Source organism: Geomonas paludis, assembly GCF_014193585.1.
Classification (GTDB): domain Bacteria; phylum Desulfobacterota; class Desulfuromonadia; order Geobacterales; family Geobacteraceae; genus Geomonas; species Geomonas paludis.
The window spans coordinates 229,777-246,035 of sequence record NZ_BLXY01000005.1 but is presented as its reverse complement, the minus strand read 5'-3'; the positions used below and the strand labels follow the sequence as shown (position 1 = coordinate 246,035).

Here is a 16,259-nt window from a genome sequence, read left to right as displayed (position 1 = left end):
GTTGGTACCTATCACCCGGATTATACTTTTTTGGGAAAATAGGGGCAACATGGTATACGGTACCGGGGCGGGAGCTGACAAAAAGGCGCAGTCGCTGTGCCTGCCGAGCGACGTTGTCACCTTATGGTTCTGCCTGGGGCAAGTCCTGTTATCTTCTTGACGCTTCCGCGATATTCTGCAATAATCCGCCGGTCCAAACGCCTGTTTGTTTACATCAAATCTTTCTAAGCTTCACCATCACTGACCACAGCGTAGAAAAGGAGCGTAAACGTGAAAAAGATCTGGGTTGTCCTGTCGTCACTGCTTGTCCTTGCCTGTGCCGTCTCTGCCTTTGCCGGCGACGGTTCCTTCAAGAGGGTCAAAAGCCAGGGTGCTCTGACCATCGGCCTCGATGATGCCTTTCCCCCGATGGGCTACCGCAACGACAAAGGGCAGTTGATCGGCTTCGACATCGATGCAGCTGAAGAAGTCGGCAAGCGTCTCGGCATCAAGATCAACTGGCAGCCGACCGCATGGGACGGCGTCATCCACGCTCTCAACTCCAAGAAGTTCGACTGCATCTGGAACGGCATGACCATCACCGAAGAGCGCAAGAAGGAAGTCGCCTTCACCAAGCCGTACAAGATGGACGGCCAGGTCGCCGTGGTCCGTTTCGCCGACAAGAAGCACAAGAAGCTTGCCGACCTGAAAGGCGCCAAGGTAGGCGTGCAGAAGGGCTCCTCCGCCGTCGAGGCCGTCAAGAAGCTTCCGGCAGCCCCCGCCGAAGTGCGTGAGTACGAAGACAACCCGAAGGCGCTGCTGGACCTCGAATCCGACCGTCTCGACACCGTCATCATCGACGACGCCACCGGCCGCGACTTCATCGCCAAGCGCCCCGGCAAGTTCCGCATCCTCCCGGGCAACATCACCAAGGAGCCGTTCGGCGTCGCCTTCCGCAAGGAAGACGTGGAGCTGCGCGAAGCCGTTCAGAAGACCCTCGACAAGATGGTCAAGGACGGCACCATGGCCAAGATCTCCAAGAAGTGGTTCGGCGAGGACATCACCAACCCGAAGAAGTGGAAATAGTTAACGTTTCTCCCTCCCCGTCCGCGGGGAGGGGGGACTGCCACAGTTAATCAGGTGTGCCGATGAAATTTTTTACCGGCAGGGTCGTCAAAAGAGCGATCCTGCTTTTTTCATGCTTGCTGTTACTCCTGGCTTCGGTCTGCTGCGCCAAGGATTACGACCAGCTCTTCACCGATGCCAACGACGCCATGGCGCAGGGGGATCTCCCCGCCGCCATCGCGCTGCTGAAGAAGGTGGAGTTCGAGAAGGGTGACGAAAGCGGCGCCTTCGTCAGGAGCAGGATGCAGATCGCGAGGCTGCAGTTCGCCCTGAAGGACATGGAGCAGGCAAGCTCCGCCGCCAAGGAAGTGCTGGCCGTCTACCCCGACAACAGCGAGGCCTTGAACTTCCTCGCCTCGGTCAAGCAGGAGCAAACGCCGCGCTACCAGGTCTTCATCCAGGACTGCCTCCGCTTCCTGCCGCAGCTGTTGAAGGGCGCGGTGATGACCATCACGCTGGTGGTGTGCATCATCCTCATTTCGCCCATCGGCGGACTCCTCATCGCGCTCGGGCGCATCAGCACCTTCAAGCCGGTGTCGGGCCTGTGCTGGTTCTTCATCTGGCTCTTCCGTGGCACGCCGCTGCTATTGCAGCTCTTCTTCATCTACTACGGCCTCCCGTCCCTGGGGATCACCTTCAAACCCTTCACCGCCGCCATCCTCGGTCTCGGCCTCAACTACTCGGCCTACCTGGGCGAGATCATCCGCGGCGGCATCCAGAGCATCGAGCACGGCCAGATGGAGGCTGCCAAGGCGATCGGCATGAGCTACTGGCAGGCCATGCGCCGGGTCATCATCCCGCAGACCTACAAGCGGCTCATGCCCCCCATCGGCAACGAGTTCATCGCGCTGATCAAGGACACGGCGCTCGTTTCCACCATCGCCATGGTGGAACTGATGCGCTCCGCGGACCAGATGTTCAACGCCTACTTCAACGTCACGGCGCTGATCCTGGCGGCGCTCATCTACCTGCTGTTCACCACCATCTTCACCTTCGTCTTCGAAAAGATCGAGGTACGGGCCGGCATCTATGAAAACCGCTAACCAACCGTTGTTAAGCCTCAAGGGGATCACCAAGCGCTTCGGATCGCTCACCGCCGTCAACGGCGTCGACCTCGACGTCTGCCCCGGCGAGATCGTGGTCATCATCGGCCCTTCCGGGTCCGGCAAGTCCACCCTGTTGCGCTCCATCAACTTCCTCGAGGAGATCGAGGAGGGGACCATCGTCTTCGAGGGGAACGAGATCGGCTACGTGACCAGCAAGCACGGGCGCCGGCACCTGGACGCGCCGCACAAGATCTGCGCGCTGCGCTCCGAGATCGGCATGGTGTTCCAGCACTTCAACCTGTTCCCGCACATGACCGTGCTCGGCAACGTCATGGAAGGGCCGCTCACCGTGCAGAAGAAGAGCCCGGAGCAGGCGCGCGAGATCGCCCTCGACATGCTGGCCAAGGTCGGCCTCTCCGACAAGCGCGACGTCTATCCCGCCACCCTCTCCGGCGGCCAGAAGCAGCGCGTCGCCATCGCGCGGGCTCTCGCCATGCGCCCCAAGCTGATGCTCTTCGACGAGCCCACCTCCGCCCTCGACCCGGAACTGATCGGCGAGGTGTTCGACACCATCCGCGACCTCGGCAAGGAGGGGATGACCATGATCATCGTCACCCACCAGATGGGGTTCGCCAAGGAGATGGCGGACCGGGTCATATTCATGGAGAAAGGGTCTTTCGTGGCCCAGGGGACCCCGGAGGACTTCTTCGCCAACCAGATGGAACACGACCGCATCAAGTCCTTCCTGAACCGCATCCTTTGACGCCAGCGGCGGCAGCGACCCTGCCGCCGTTTCCATTCGTTCCCCTCTCCCTTCACGCCTGCTTCTCCCTCGCCCACTGGTTCGACAACCCCCTTGCCCGTGCTACAATGTATCCGTTGTTTTTTGGCGTTTATTAACGTCTAGCTCCGGCTGTTCACATGGGAGTGCATCCGTTTTCGAACAGGAGCCGGGAAAGGGGGAGAGGCATGATCAGAGCGGATGAAGTCATCGGAACCATTCGGGCTGCACTCGAGCGGGAGCCACGGGTGAACCTGCACGGCCATCCCATCGAACTGGACTTTGCCGATGGTGTGGTCACCGTCGCGGGGGAGGTGGGGGGGATTGCCGCCAAGAAGCTTGCTCTCAGGATCGCAGCGACGCCTGCGCCGGTAACGGGCATCGTGGACCGCCTGCGCGTCGAGCCGTCCGAGCAGATGGAGGATGGCGCCATCCGCGACCATGTCTGCAACGTGCTCGCCAGCGAGCCCGCCTTCATGCAGTACGCGGTGCAGGCCATCGTCAAGCAGGACCTGGAAGAGGTGCGGGGCACCGCGCAACGGGGACTGGAGCGGGTCATCGAGGTCGAGGTCAACGACGGCGTGGTGATCCTGAACGGCAGGGCGGAGAGTATCTCCCACAAGCGGTTGGCCGGCGTACTGGCCTGGTGGGTGCCGGGGAGCCGCGACGTGGTCAACGGGATCGAAGTATGGTCCGACCCCGATGAGAACGAGGACGAACTGGTCGACCTGATCAGGATCGTCCTGGAGAAGGACCCGCTGGTGAACGCGGCCCAGGTCTCCATCCACAGCAAGGAGGGCGTGGTGACCCTGGACGGGGCGGTCCCCACCCCCAACAACAAGCGAGCCGCCGAGTCCGATGCCTGGTACGTACTGGGGGTGAACGAGGTGGTGAACAACCTGGTGGTCACCGGGTGAAGGAGCGCCCCAGGCAGCCCTTCGTCCCGCCGCGGCGGCAGGACACCGTGCGCCAGGAACTCACCGCCTTGTTGCGGGAAGAGGGGCTGACGGCGAAGGAACTTTCGGGGCTGGTGGGGATTTCGGAAAAAGAGGTGCTGGAGCACCTGGAACATCTGAGGATCGCACTCCACGGCAGGCTGGACATGACCCCGCCCCGCTGCCTGGAGTGCGGTTTTTCATTTCAGAAGAGAGAGCGCCTGAAAAAGCCCGGGCGCTGCCCGGTCTGCCGCAGCGAACGCATCACTGATCCCTCCTTCACCATCCGCTGAGCCTAGACGTCCAGCACCACCGTCGCGCGCCATCCCTGCGGCACCTGCTCAACCTTGTAGCGCAGCATGGTCACCGCCTTGACGTCGGTCCTCATTTCGTGCCGGGTCGGGGTGATCTCCTCCCCCGACAGCGTCGCCCGCACGGTGAGTCCGTTGTCGCTGGGCGAGATCTCGATGTCGGCGGGGAGCAGGATCAGCCGTCGGGCATCCTTGTAGAAGATCAGCTCGTTCAGGAAATCGAACAGCAGCATCTCCTCGTTCTCCTGCTCCAGCTTCAGCTCCAGCGTCTGGGCCGGGCGCACCTGGGCCAGGTTCTCCACCATCACCTCCATGGTGGCCCGTGCCGCCTCCCGGAACAGCTCTTCCAGTGTCGGCGCCCAGGCGTCGAAGGCGACGTCGGCATGTGCGATGTCGCTGCGGTACTCAAACGGCATGACTATCCTCCTAACCCTTGATGTTCCCGATGGGCACCAGGCGCGCCACGCGCTTGCTGAGTCCCGCCAGTTCGGTCGCCTCCACCACCTCGTCGATGTTCTTGTAGGCGGCGCCCGCTTCCTCGGCCAGGCCGCCGAAGGAGTCGGTGCGCACGTAGATGCCGCGCTGCTCCATGTCGCGCTGCAGCTTGTCGCCCCGGAAGTTCTTCTTGGCCTCGTGCCGGCTCATGGTCCTGCCGCTGCCGTGTGCGGTGGTGTACCAGGCGTCCCCCCCGGTCGACATGCCGGCCAGGAGGTACGAGCCGGTCTCCATGCTCCCCCCGATGATCACCGGCTGTCCGGTTTTCTGGTAGCACTCCGGGAGTCCCGGGAGCCCCGGCCCGAAGGCGCGGGTGGAACCCTTGCGGTGCACCAGCAACTCCTTGCGGCTGCCGTTGACCAGGTGCCTTTCCAGCTTGGCGGTGTTGTGGGCGACGTCGTACACCATGCGCATGCCGAGCTCGTCCGGCGAGGCGTGGAACAGGTCGGAGAACACCTCGCGGATCCGGTGCAGGATGACCTGGCGGTTGGCGAAGGCCATGTTGACCGCGCATTTCATGGCGCTGAAATAGGCCTGCCCCTCGGGGGAGTGGAAGGGGGCGCAGGCAAGCTCCCGGTCCACGATCTTGATGCCGTACTTGCGCTCCATGACCGACAGGAAGAGCTTCAGGTAGTCCGTGGCCACCTGGTGGCCGAAGCCGCGGCTGCCGCAGTGGAACATGATCACCACCTGGTTGGGGACGGTGGTCAGGCCGAAGGCGCCGGCGAGCTCCGGGTCCATGATGTTGTGCGGCTGCACCACCTGGATCTCGCAGTAGTGGTTGCCGGAACCCAGCGTCCCCAACTGGTTGTAGCCGCGCTCCACCGCCTTCTGGCTGATGTCCGAGGCGTTGGCGCCCGGGAAGCACCCTCCTTCCTCGGTCATGTCCAGGTCTTCCTGGGTGGCGAAGCCGTTTTTCAGGCACCAGCGCGATCCCTGCTGCACCACGGAACGGAAGTCGTCCCCCTTCATCTTGATGAAGCCGTGGCACCCGACGCCGGTCGGGACGCGCGCGAAGAGGCGGTCGACCAACTGGTGCAGCTTGGGCTGGACCTGCTCGGCGGTCAGGTTGGTGAGCACGAGCCTCATGCCGCAATTGATGTCGAAGCCGATGCCGCCGGGAGAGATCACCCCCGAGCCGGGGTCCATGGCGGCGACTCCGCCGATGGGAAAGCCGTAACCCCAGTGCCCGTCGGGCATGCAGTAGGCGTAGCGCTGGATGCCGGGGAGGGTGGCCACGTTGCTTACCTGCTCGAACACCCCCGCGTCCATCTCGTTGATCAGTTTTTCGCTGGCTATTATCCTGGCGGGAACCAGCATCCCTTCCTTGTAACTCGCCGGCAGTTCCCATATCGTTTCGCTGATCCGTTTCAGCGCCGCTGGCACGTTCATAGGGCCTCCGTTTGCGTCAGATGGCGATGCACCCGGAGATGTTACCACAACTGAAGTTGCTTCGGGTGAGGAGTGGCGTCGTTTTCAGGAAGGTTGCGGCAGGCGGCGAGCGGACCTTGGCCGCCCGCGTGGTGGCTACAGTTGGCAGGTCCGGCAGCGCCGGCACTGTGTCGTGCGGGGGATGCGTCAGGCCGGAAGGCGATGTGACAGGGATGGGGAGGGCTGAGTAGTGTCCTCCTTTTTCACCCAATGCTCGGACCTGTCAAAACCGACGATGCACCCGGTCGATACCAGGTGGTCCAGGAAGTAGTCGTTGATCACGTCGTAGGTAAAGTCGTCATAGCAGACCAGTACGCCCATTGTTGTCTCCTCCGGTATCCATCCGTGAACTTTACAGATGCAATTCCTATCGGAATCTTTCGGCGCGACCTGAAGAAAGTTTTGTCAGTACCCGTTACAAACATCGACTGCCAGCGGCTCAAGTAGTTGACAAGGGTACAGGGTCCCCTGTATGCTCCATGGGTGCTAAAGCGCGCAACAACTACGTTGAAGAGGTACTTAAATGGATAACGATCACAGGGAAGAGATGGAAACCGAAGAGGAGAGCTTTGCCGATCTGTTCGAGCGGAGCCAGAAGGACGCCGGCCGGCTGGAGCCGGGCGCCAAGGTCGAGGCGACCGTACTGCAGATCGCCAAGGACTGGGTCTTTCTGGATACCGGTCGCAAGGGCGAAGGGATCCTCGATATCAAGGAGCTCCTTGACGCCGATGGCAACGTGAGCGTCAAGGTCGGTGACAAGGTCACCGCCTGGTTCGTCTCTTCGCGCAACAACGAGATGCGTTTCACCACCAAGCTTGGCGCCGGGAGCAGCCACTCCGCCGGCAACGCGCAACTCGAAGAGGCCTACGCCGCCGGCATCCCGGTCCAGGGCGTGGTCGAAAAGGAAGTAAAAGGTGGTTTCGAGGTGAAGGTCGCTGGTTCCCGCGCCTTCTGCCCGTTCTCCCAGATCGCCCTGAGAAGGGTGGAAGATACCGCGGCCCTGTTGGGCAAGCAGATGTCCTTCAAGATCACGGAGTACTCCGAAAAAGGCCGCAACATTGTTCTTTCCCACCGGGCTCTGCTCGAGGAAGAACTGCAGCAGCAGAAGGATGCCCTTAAAGAGACCCTGAAGGTCGGCGACCGCGTGCAAGGTACCGTCACCTCGCTGCGCGACTTCGGCGCCTTCGTTTCCATCGGTGCCGTCGAAGGGCTCCTGCCGGTGTCCGAGGTTGCCTGGGCTCGCGTCAACCACGTCAGCGAAGTCCTTACCGTCGGCCAGGAAGTAGAGGTGGTGGTGAAGGGGATCGACTGGGAGAAGAACCGCATCTCCTTCTCCTTGAAAGACACCCTGGCCGATCCGTGGGAAGAAGCGGCGAGCGCGTTCCCCGAGGGGTCCTACCAGAACGGCAAGGTGGCAAGGCTGACCCCGTTCGGCGCTTTCGTGACCCTCGCCAGCGGCGTCGACGGCCTGATCCACATCTCCAAGCTCGGTGCGGGCAAGAGAATCCAGCACCCGAAAGAAGTTCTCTCCGAAGGGCAGGAAGTCGAAGTGAAGGTCGAGGCGGTGGATCGCGAAGCCAAGAAGATCTCGCTCGCCCTCGCCTCGGTCAGCCGCGCCGCCGAGGAGCAGGCCCAGAGCATGGACGCCTACAAGAAGACCGTGGCCGAGGCCCCCAAGGGTATGGGTACCTTGGGCGACCTGCTCAAGGCGAAGCTGAAGGGCTAAGCGTTGGAGGATCTTTTCCCCGACCCCGCCCAACTGCTGAAGCTGGCCCGCACCCGGATGCCCTACGGCAAGTACGCCGGGTCACTGCTGGTGGACCTCCCCGAGCCGTACCTGGTCTGGATGCGGCAGAAGGGGTTCCCCGAAGGTGAACTGGGAGCCATGCTCGAGTCTATGTACGAAATAAAGGCCAACGGCCTGGAGTACCTGTTCGATCCGCTGCTGCACCGCTGATGGGCAGCCCACTCCAAAACAAAAAGCCCCTCTTGCCGCAAGGCAAGGGGGGCTTTGCATTTCACGCCGAAAGGTCGGCGCTCAGCGGCTCCACTCCACCCGGACCATGCGCTGGTCGTGGCTCCACTTGTAGTGCAGTTCGCCGCGCTGCGACTTGTACAGTTCGCGCCCGATCTTCTGGGCCAGCTTGTCCTCGGTTGTGGTGATGACGATGCCGCCATTTTCCTCCTTGATCTCCATGATCCGCCCCAGAGGATTTTTCTCCCGGTGCTTGGTCTCCTGCTGTTTCACCGTGTTCAGGATCTCTTCCCTGTGCTGCGCCAGGTAGGACCCGCTGAGGGTGACCACGCCTGCCGGATCCTCGCCCACGATGCGCTGGCAGGCGGGGCAGAGTATCTCACCCTTGGGCGCAGCAGCAGATGCGCCTTCGATTTGCCAGCGTTTGTTGTGGTAGACGATGCCGCACCCCTTGCACACGGTCCCCTCCGGCAGCCCGCGCTTGGGAAGGTACGGCTCGACGCTACGGGTGGTCATCTTTCCTTTCTCTTCCATGGTTATTCTGGATCCGCGTGGCATGGCGACCTCCGTTGTTTTGATTGGCCGAAATTAACACGGGCTAAGTATAGCACTCCAGCCTAACAGGGGAAGCCGATACTGGGTGGAAAGAATGTCATCAAGGGGACGCGGTCCCGGCATTGCGAGTCATGCAGACCGCGGACATGAAAAAGGCCCGGATGCTGATGCAACCGGGCCTTTCCTGAAAAATGTAACTGGCGCTTAAATCTTGAGATCCTTTACCCCTATCCGCCGGTGGAAGTGGTTCCTCGCGGCGTAGAGACATGCTCCGGCGGGACCATGTCACCCGTATCTCGCGGTTTCTTCCCCTTTTTGAAGCGGTTGTTACGCGCATGACGGATGAGATTATTATAGGCCAATCGGCTTGATCTCCTTAAGCGCCAGCTACGAGCTCCAGAGTGCCGTACAGGTTTATGTGAGACCACGCTCTTTTGTAAATCATTTCCCCGGAAAACGCTTTAGGCAGTTCCTTGGAAGCATCTGGACCTGCACACCACGTCTGAAACCCGAGAAGTTGGAAGTGTGGAATAATCAGGGTACCTCACGCCACCTCTACCTGTACCCCAGAGCTGTTTTCAAAGAACAACTCTCTGCTACGATTTAAGTGTACGCCTGCCCCGGATAAGAGTCAACAGGTTGATGTATGGTGCTTTTGATAGCTTATTGGGGTATCTTAATGTCATGGGGCGGCCGCTGTTACTGTGCTGATGGTGTTGTTGCCGAGGGGCGATCGAGCGAGAAGAGCCGAGGTAGTATCGAGGGGGGGGAGCCATGAACAGCGCTACGACAAAAGAACTGGCCGTGAGGAAGGAGCGCATGCTGAGCCAGCACCTGGTGGGGCGGGGCATCGTGGACCAGACGGTGCTGAAGGCAATGCGCGAGGTGCCGCGCGAAGAGTTCCTCCCGCCGGGCATGGAGTACCTTGCCTACGAAGACGGGCCGTTGCCGATCCAGGACGGGCAGACCATTTCGCAGCCCTACATCGTCGCCTACATGATCGAGGCGCTGCAACTGCAGGGGCGCGAGAAGGTCCTGGAGATCGGCACCGGTTCCGGCTACGCTGCGGCCGTCCTCAGCCTGTGCGCGGCGGAGGTTTATACGGTGGAGAGGCTCCCGTCCCTGGCGCACCTGGCCTCGGAGCGGCTGCGCGAACTCGGCTACCGCAATGTGACGGTGCATCTGGGCGACGGCACGCTGGGGTGGCAGGATCATGCCCCCTACGACGCCATCGTCGTGACCGCCGGGGCGCCCGACGTGCCGGAAGAGCTGGCACGGCAGCTGGCACCGGGAGGGCGGCTGGTGATCCCGGTCGGCCCCACGCCGCACCTGCAGAACCTGGTGCGGGTGCGCAGGGACCGCAGCGGCAGCCTGCACATGGAAACCCTCTGCGCGGTCCGATTCGTACCGCTGATCGGCGCGCAGGGGTGGGAGGACTAGGAGAGAGCCAGCGTCTCGGCGGCGGGGACGTCGTTCAGGGTCTTGAGGAAGGACTCGTCGCTCACCGCGCCGCAGCGGGTGGCAAGCCGCAGTAGCGATTCCGGCAACGGTGCCGGGATGTCGATCTCTTCACCGGTGGCGGGGTGTATCAGCGTGGTCCTGAAGGAGTGCAGCGCGTGGCCGGTGAAGCCGGAAAGCTTCCTGCCGCCGTAGCGCTTGTCCCCAAGGATCGGGTGCCCGATCATCCTGAAGTGTTGCCTGATCTGGTGCATGCGCCCGGTGAGGGGATACACCGCCAGCAGCGAGACGCCGCCCCCCTGGAAGAGCCTCACGTAACTGGTCTGCGACTCCTTGCCGTCGAGTGCCGCATCGATGGTCCCCTGCTTCTGCAGTTTCCCCTCCACCATGGCGAGGTACAGCTTGCCGAGCCCTTCCTCCTGCACCATCTTGCCGAACATGCCCGCGGCGACCGCGCTCTTGGCCAGGATGATGGCCCCGGAGGTCCCTTTGTCCAGCCGGTTGACCGGGCGCAGCCTGCCGACGCCGTCGCGTTTTTTCAAAAGCGTCTCGGCCAGGTCGACCAGGGTGATCTCTTCCGGGTCCTCGGTGCGGTGCACGGCGAGGCCGGCCGGTTTGTTGAAGCAGATGATCCAGCTGTCCTCGAACAGGATGTCGAGTTCCGGGGTGAGCCGGGCCAGGAAGGCCGCGGTCTTGGAACTTTCCTTGAGCGTCACCTGGTCCGCATAGCGCAGCAGGTCGCCGGGTTCGGCGGGGGTGCCGTTCACCTTGAGGTGTCCCGAGTTGATCAGCTTCTTGATGTAGGAAAACTGCGCGCTGGGAAGGAGGTTGCGCATGAAACTGTCCACGCGCCGCAGGTGGTCTTGGGCCGATATTTCGTAGGTTAACATGGGTCGGAGTATACCTTCATGAGGAAGAAGGCGCAAGGGAATCCGCCACGTACCCTTTCCCGCCGGGAGAGGGTGGCCGAAGGCCGGGTGAGGGAAGCTTGCCCTCACCCCTGCCCCTCTCCCGAAGGGTGAGGGGGGGGACAAAGAAAAGGGCGCACCCGGTGTGGGTGCGCCCTTGGTACAGCAAAGGCGGGCCAATGATTATTCGCCCCTACCTCTTCACGTTGTAGAAGACGTCGGCGCCTCTGAACAGGGCGACTTCGTCCAGCTCGTCCTCGATCCTCAGGAGCTGGTTGTACTTGGCGACGCGGTCGGTGCGGCAGAGGGAACCGGTCTTGATCTGGCCGGCGTTGACGGCAACGGCCAGGTCGGCCAGGGTCACGTCCTCGGTCTCGCCGGAACGGTGCGAGATGACACAGGTGTAACCGGCGCGCTTGGCCATCTCGATGGCGTCGAGGGTCTCGGTCAGGGTGCCGATCTGGTTCAGCTTGATCAGGATGGAGTTGGCGATCCCTTTCTTGATCCCTTCCTTGAGGATGGAGGGGTTGGTCACGAACAGGTCGTCACCCACGATCTGGATGCGCTTGCCCAGGCGGTCGGTGAGCTTCTTCCAGCCGTCCCAATCGTTCTCGGCCATGCCGTCTTCGATGGAGATGATCGGGTACTTGTTGACCAGGTTCTCGTAGAAGTCGACCATCTGGTCGGCGGTCTTCTTGGACTCGGCCTCGTTCTCCAGGGTGTAGACCCCGTTCTCGAACAGCTCGGAGGAGGCGACGTCGAGTGCCAGCAGCACTTCCTCGCCCGGCTTGTAGCCCGCCTTCACGATGGCCTCCATGATCACCTCGAGGGCCTCCTCGTTGGACTTCAGGTTCGGCGCGAAGCCACCCTCGTCGCCGACGGCGGTGTTGTACCCCTTGGCTTTCAGGACCGATTTCAGCGCGTGGAAGATCTCGGCGCCCATCCTGAGGGCTTCCTTGAAGCTCTTGGCGCCGGCCGGCATGATCATGAATTCCTGGATGTCGACGTTGTTGTCGGCGTGGGCGCCGCCGTTGATGATGTTCATCATGGGCAGCGGCAGTTCTTTGGCGTTGGAGCCGCCGATGTACTGGTACAGCGGCAGGCCTACCTCGTCGGCAGCGGCCTTGGCCACGGCGAGGGAGACGCCGAGGATGGCGTTGGCGCCCAGGCGGCTTTTGAATTCGGTGCCGTCGAGCTCCAGCATCTTCTTGTCGATGCCGACCTGGTCGGTGGCGTCCATGCCGGTGATCTCGTCCGCGATGATGTCGTTCACGTTGGCAACGGCCTTCTCAACGCCCTTGCCGAGGTAGCGCCCCTTGTCGCCGTCACGCAGTTCCAGCGCTTCGCGCTCGCCGGTGGAGGCGCCGGAGGGAACCGCGGCTCTACCCATAGCACCGGAATCCAGGAACACTTCGACCTCAAGTGTCGGATTCCCCCTGGAATCAAGTATCTCCCTGGCGTAAACGTCGGTTATCTGGCTCATCTCTACCCCCCTGGAATGAAATTTAATTGTGAACGGGCTGCGCCGCCCGTCTTAATGGAGCCTTCGTTATATAACATATCTGCCCTCAAAGGGAAGCAGGTTTTGTAAATTTTTGCTAACATGGCGAAGCGACAGCGGTTCCCAACGTATTTGGTTTAGATTGACAGTGCTGGAATAAACGGGATATATTGTCCCCTTGCTGCTATTCTCGCAGTCTCTGTCCTTACGACACGGGAACCATTGAAGATAATGCCCACCGAAAGCGGCGACAAACAGACAATTCAGACGCGTTCGCTGATCCGGCTCTGTGACAGCTGGATGGAAGCGGTTGCCCAGGGTCTCACCTGCGACAGGAATGAGAAGCGCAGCCGTTTCATCATGCTGTTCCTCACCGCCTTATTCCTCACCCTGTTCATCATTCCGAGCCCGCAGTTCCTCTCCGTGCACTACCGCGAAGGCGATATCGCCACCTCCGACATCCGTGCCACGCAGGACTACCTGATCGAGGACCTGCTGCTGACCGAGAAGAAAAGGGCGGAGGCGGAGGCGGCGGCCCCGTTTGTCTACACCCTCGCCGTCAACGGCAACATCGAACTGGTGCGCCGCTTCGAAGACGCGCTCGATCTCATGGACGACGCCACCCTGCACGGAGACGCCCGGCGCAGGGCGGCTGTCGGCGTGCTCGGGGTGGACATCTCCGCGCAGGAATTCGCGGCGCTCTCCCGCGTCAGGCAGCAGAGGTTCTTCCTCTCCGACCTGGCCCGGCAGCTGGGCCCACTGTACCGGCAGCGCATTGTCGCCGACCGCGGCCACTTCGCCGCCGACCTGCGCCACGGCATCGTGGTGGTAGACGAAGCCACCAGGCAGGACGTCGCCGGAGGGGACTACAGCGCGAGCATCGATCTCCCCGCGGCGCGCCGCATCTTCTCGCAGGCCACCCTGACCCAGGGAGCGTCGCCCCACGACCTCGAGATCCTCAAAGGGGTGGCGGTACGCATGATCGCGCCCAACCTCTCCTTCGACCGCAACGGCACCGACCAGAAGAAGAGCGAGGCGCGCGCCGCGGTGCGCCCGGTGCTGTTCAAGATGAAGCGGGGCGAGATGATCGTCCGGGTCGGGGAGCGGGTGACCTCCGAGCAGGCGATGAAGCTGGAAAAGATCTTCAAGACCAGGAACAGCACCCCCGTGCTCACCGGCCTGGGGATCTTCGGCCTGATCCTGGTGCTCTGCTACGCGCCGTACCGCTTCGGCCGCAAGAACATAAGGAAGTTCAACCCGACCAACAAGGACATCCTGCTGCTGTCGCTTCTGACGGTGGCCAACTTCGCCGTGCTCAAGCTGGTCTCGGCCGTCTCCACCGCCCTGGGGGGGCTGTTCCCCTCCATCGACACGGCGAGCTACTTCTACCTTTTCCCGTTCGCGGCCTCGGCCATCATCGTCAGGATCATCCTGAACTCTGAGGTGGCCCTGGTCTACTGCGCCATCACGGCGCCGCTCACGGGCATCATGCTGAACAACTCGCTCCAGGTGGTGGTCTACGCCCTCCTGGGCGGCATCGTGGGCGCCCACGGCGTGCGCCAGTGCAAGGAGCGGGGGACCATCTACAGCGCTGGCTTCAAGGTGAGCGCGGTGAACATGGCGCTCGCGGTCTGCTTCCACGTCTACAACGACAGCCCGCTCTCGCTGCAGCCGCTGTACTGCATCATCTTCGCCTTCCTGGGCGGCCTGATCAACGCGGTCTACGTCTCCGGCACCATCCCGCTCATCGAGGCGCTGTTCCAGTACACCACCGACGTCAAGCTCCTGGAGCTCGCCAACCTCAACTCGCCCCTCTTGCGCGAGCTGATGATCCGGGCGCCGGGCACCTACCACCACAGCGTGCTGGTGGGGAACATGGTCGAGGCGGGCGCCGAGGCGATCAACGCCAATCCCCTTCTGGCCCGCGTCGCCGCCTACTACCACGACGTCGGCAAGCTGAAGAAGCCGCAGTACTTCATCGAGAACATACGCGACGGCGAGAACCGCCACGACAAGCTCTCCCCCAGCATGAGCGCCCTCATCCTCATCTCGCACATGAAGGACGGGGTCGAGCTCGCCAAGGAGCACCGCATCGGGCAGCCGATCATCGAGATCATCCGGCAGTCCCACGGCACCTCGCTGATCAACTACTTCTACCTGAAGGCGAAGGGGCTGGAGACGCCCGGCTCGCCCCCGGTGGACGAGCGCGACTTCCGCTACCCGGGGCCCAAGCCCCAGACCAGGGAGGCGGGGCTCGTGCTCCTGGCCGACTGCGTGGAGGCCGCCTCGCGCACCCTCACCGACCCGACCCCGGCCAGGATCCAGGGGCTGGTGCAGAAGATCATCAACAACATCTTCATCGACGGCCAGCTGGACGAGTGCGAGCTGACCCTGAAGAACCTGCACGAGATAGCCAAGAGCTTCAACCAGATACTCGCGGGGATCTATCACCAGCGCATCGATTACCCCGAGCCTGCCTACAAGGAGAAGACGATTGCCAAGAAGCCAGAGGATATCGATAGCGAACCGCCAAAGGCGGATGCCGGTCGCGAAGACGCAGCTGCGAAAGGTGGCGCAGAGGATCTTAGACGCCTTGGGATGTCCTGAGGCGGAGCTCTCCGTCAGCATCGTGGGGGACCGGGCCATCCGCGTCCTGAACCGGGAGTACCTGGGGCGGGACAAGGCCACCAACGTGATCTCCTTCGCCATGCAGGAAGGCGAGTTCGGCGCCATCAATCCCGACGTCCTGGGCGACGTGGTCATCTCCGTCGACACCGCGGCGCGCGAGGCGGAGGAGGCCGGGCAGACCTTCCTGGAGCGCCTCTACTTCCTGCTTCTGCACGGCATCCTGCACATCACCGGCTACGACCATGAAAGAAGCGGCGAGGCCGAGGCCGCCCGCATGGAGGCCAAGGAGCGGGAGATCTTCTCCCTGCTGGTCGAGGAAGGGCTTGTCTAGCCGGGGCAGGGGCTTGCCTAGCCGGGGCAGGGGCTTGCCGGCCGAAGCCTTGGCGAAGGCCGGAGGCTCGCTATGAAGCCGACCCGCTTCATCGACTCCGTGAACTGCGCCATCGAGGGGATCCTCCACACCACGCGCACGCAGAAGCACATGCGTTACCACTTCCTGGCGGCGCTGGCCGTGCTGTTCGCGGCGCTTTTGTTGCGGGTCTCTTCGATCGAGTTCATGCTGCTGGCGCTGGCCATCAGCTTCGTCTTGTTCGCCGAGCTGCTCAACACCGCCATCGAGGTGGTGGTGGACATGATCTCGCCGGAGTACCACCCCATGGCCAAGCTCGCCAAGGACGTGGCGGCGGGCGCCGTGCTGGTGGCCGCCTTCGGCACCGCCATCATGGGCTACCTGGTGCTCTCCAAGTACGTGCTCCCCTGGCAGAGGCTGGGCCTTGAGATGGTGGGGACCGAGTCGGAGCTGGGCATGGTGGTGTCGGCGGTCCTGGTGCTGATCGTGGTGGTGATCCTCAAGGCGCGCTCCGGGACCGGGAAGCCGCTGGAAGGGGGGGGCGCCAGCGGCCACGCGGCGGTTGCCTTTTCCATCGCCACCTCGGTATCGCTGCACACCCAGGACCCGCTCATCGCGCTTTTCTGCTTCATCCTGGCCGCCATGGTGAGCCACTCGCGCCTGCTGCTCAGGATCCACCGCCCCCGGGAGGTGGTGGTGGGGGCGTTCGTGGGGGTGGGCATCACCTTCGCGGTGCACCTGCTGTTCCGCGCCTTCTGGCAGGGCGGGCTGTGACAGACAAT

The 16,259-nt window shown here is 62.5% G+C and carries 17 protein-coding genes; 11 read left to right on the top strand and 6 right to left on the bottom strand.

The window, feature by feature from the left end:
- Positions 1–270 precede the first annotated feature (270 nt).
- From H7687_RS14300 to H7687_RS14280, 5 genes are all read left to right on the top strand, one after another.
- Positions 271–1,065: an amino acid ABC transporter substrate-binding protein gene (locus H7687_RS14300; RefSeq protein WP_183348519.1), complete on the top strand. Its 795-nt coding sequence runs from the start codon at positions 271–273 to the stop codon at positions 1,063–1,065.
- Between the two features lie 62 nt (positions 1,066–1,127).
- On the top strand, positions 1,128–2,147 hold the full coding sequence (locus H7687_RS14295) for an ABC transporter permease subunit (protein ID WP_183348517.1): 1,020 nt from the start codon (positions 1,128–1,130) through the stop codon (positions 2,145–2,147).
- Positions 2,134–2,913: an amino acid ABC transporter ATP-binding protein gene (locus H7687_RS14290; RefSeq protein ID WP_183348515.1), complete on the top strand. Its 780-nt coding sequence runs from the start codon at positions 2,134–2,136 to the stop codon at positions 2,911–2,913. The genes H7687_RS14295 and H7687_RS14290 overlap by 14 nt, the downstream gene beginning before the upstream one ends.
- A 206-nt stretch (positions 2,914–3,119) precedes the next feature.
- On the top strand, positions 3,120–3,848 hold the full coding sequence (locus H7687_RS14285) for a BON domain-containing protein (protein WP_183348513.1): 729 nt from the start codon (positions 3,120–3,122) through the stop codon (positions 3,846–3,848).
- Complete coding sequence (locus tag H7687_RS14280) at positions 3,845–4,159, top strand: transcriptional regulator (RefSeq protein WP_183348510.1); 315 nt, start codon at positions 3,845–3,847, stop codon at positions 4,157–4,159. The genes H7687_RS14285 and H7687_RS14280 overlap by 4 nt, the downstream gene beginning before the upstream one ends.
- Positions 4,160–4,161: 2 nt before the next feature.
- Here H7687_RS14280 and H7687_RS14275 read toward each other — a convergent pair whose 3' ends face one another.
- The 3 genes from H7687_RS14275 to H7687_RS14265 all read right to left on the bottom strand — a co-directional run bounded on the left by H7687_RS14275 (position 4,162) and on the right by H7687_RS14265 (position 6,424).
- Positions 4,162–4,593 (bottom strand): archease, encoded by a 432-nt coding sequence (locus tag H7687_RS14275; protein WP_183348508.1) that lies wholly within the window; start codon positions 4,591–4,593, stop codon positions 4,162–4,164.
- A gap of 10 nt (positions 4,594–4,603) precedes the next feature.
- On the bottom strand, positions 4,604–6,064 hold the full coding sequence (locus H7687_RS14270; protein WP_183348506.1) for an RtcB family protein: 1,461 nt from the start codon (positions 6,062–6,064) through the stop codon (positions 4,604–4,606).
- Positions 6,065–6,250: 186 nt separating this feature from the next.
- A complete protein-coding gene (locus H7687_RS14265; RefSeq protein ID WP_183348505.1) occupies positions 6,251–6,424 on the bottom strand; it encodes a GSU3473 family protein in 174 nt (57 codons plus the stop codon).
- Positions 6,425–6,626: 202 nt separating this feature from the next.
- On the opposite strand from H7687_RS14265, the gene rpsA reads away from it, so the two are divergent.
- The gene (gene rpsA / locus H7687_RS14260) at positions 6,627–7,829 is read left to right on the top strand and encodes a 30S ribosomal protein S1 (protein ID WP_183348503.1); all 1,203 of its coding nucleotides are present in this window, start codon (positions 6,627–6,629) and stop codon (positions 7,827–7,829) included.
- Positions 7,830–7,832: 3 nt separating this feature from the next.
- Positions 7,833–8,060: a DUF3820 family protein gene (locus H7687_RS14255; protein WP_183348501.1), complete on the top strand. Its 228-nt coding sequence runs from the start codon at positions 7,833–7,835 to the stop codon at positions 8,058–8,060.
- An 81-nt stretch (positions 8,061–8,141) separates the two neighbouring features.
- Here the strand turns inward: H7687_RS14255 and H7687_RS14250 are convergent, their stop codons facing one another.
- A complete protein-coding gene (locus tag H7687_RS14250) occupies positions 8,142–8,636 on the bottom strand; it encodes a BCAM0308 family protein (protein WP_183348499.1) in 495 nt (164 codons plus the stop codon).
- A 771-nt stretch (positions 8,637–9,407) separates the two neighbouring features.
- Here H7687_RS14250 and H7687_RS14245 point away from each other — a divergent pair.
- The gene (locus H7687_RS14245) at positions 9,408–10,073 is read left to right on the top strand and encodes a protein-L-isoaspartate(D-aspartate) O-methyltransferase (RefSeq protein WP_183348497.1); all 666 of its coding nucleotides are present in this window, start codon (positions 9,408–9,410) and stop codon (positions 10,071–10,073) included.
- Here H7687_RS14245 and H7687_RS14240 read toward each other — a convergent pair.
- Positions 10,070–10,981, bottom strand: a complete 912-nt coding sequence (locus H7687_RS14240; RefSeq protein WP_183348495.1) for an RluA family pseudouridine synthase — start codon at positions 10,979–10,981, stop codon at positions 10,070–10,072. The genes H7687_RS14245 and H7687_RS14240 overlap by 4 nt on opposite strands.
- 211 nt (positions 10,982–11,192) lie before the next feature.
- Complete coding sequence (gene eno, locus H7687_RS14235; RefSeq protein ID WP_183348493.1) at positions 11,193–12,482, bottom strand: phosphopyruvate hydratase; 1,290 nt, start codon at positions 12,480–12,482, stop codon at positions 11,193–11,195.
- A gap of 249 nt (positions 12,483–12,731) precedes the next feature.
- Between eno and H7687_RS14230 the strand changes: the two genes are divergently transcribed.
- From H7687_RS14230 to H7687_RS14220, 3 genes are all read left to right on the top strand, one after another.
- Positions 12,732–15,107, top strand: a complete 2,376-nt coding sequence (locus H7687_RS14230; protein ID WP_183348562.1) for an HD family phosphohydrolase — start codon at positions 12,732–12,734, stop codon at positions 15,105–15,107.
- Positions 15,040–15,459 carry an rRNA maturation RNase YbeY gene (gene ybeY / locus H7687_RS14225; protein ID WP_183348491.1) on the top strand — a complete coding sequence of 140 codons (420 nt, stop codon included), beginning with the start codon at positions 15,040–15,042 and terminating at the stop codon, positions 15,457–15,459. Before H7687_RS14230 ends, ybeY begins: the two co-directional genes overlap by 68 nt.
- A gap of 72 nt (positions 15,460–15,531) precedes the next feature.
- On the top strand, positions 15,532–16,251 hold the full coding sequence (locus tag H7687_RS14220) for a diacylglycerol kinase (RefSeq protein WP_183348481.1): 720 nt from the start codon (positions 15,532–15,534) through the stop codon (positions 16,249–16,251).
- Positions 16,252–16,259: the final 8 nt, after the last annotated feature.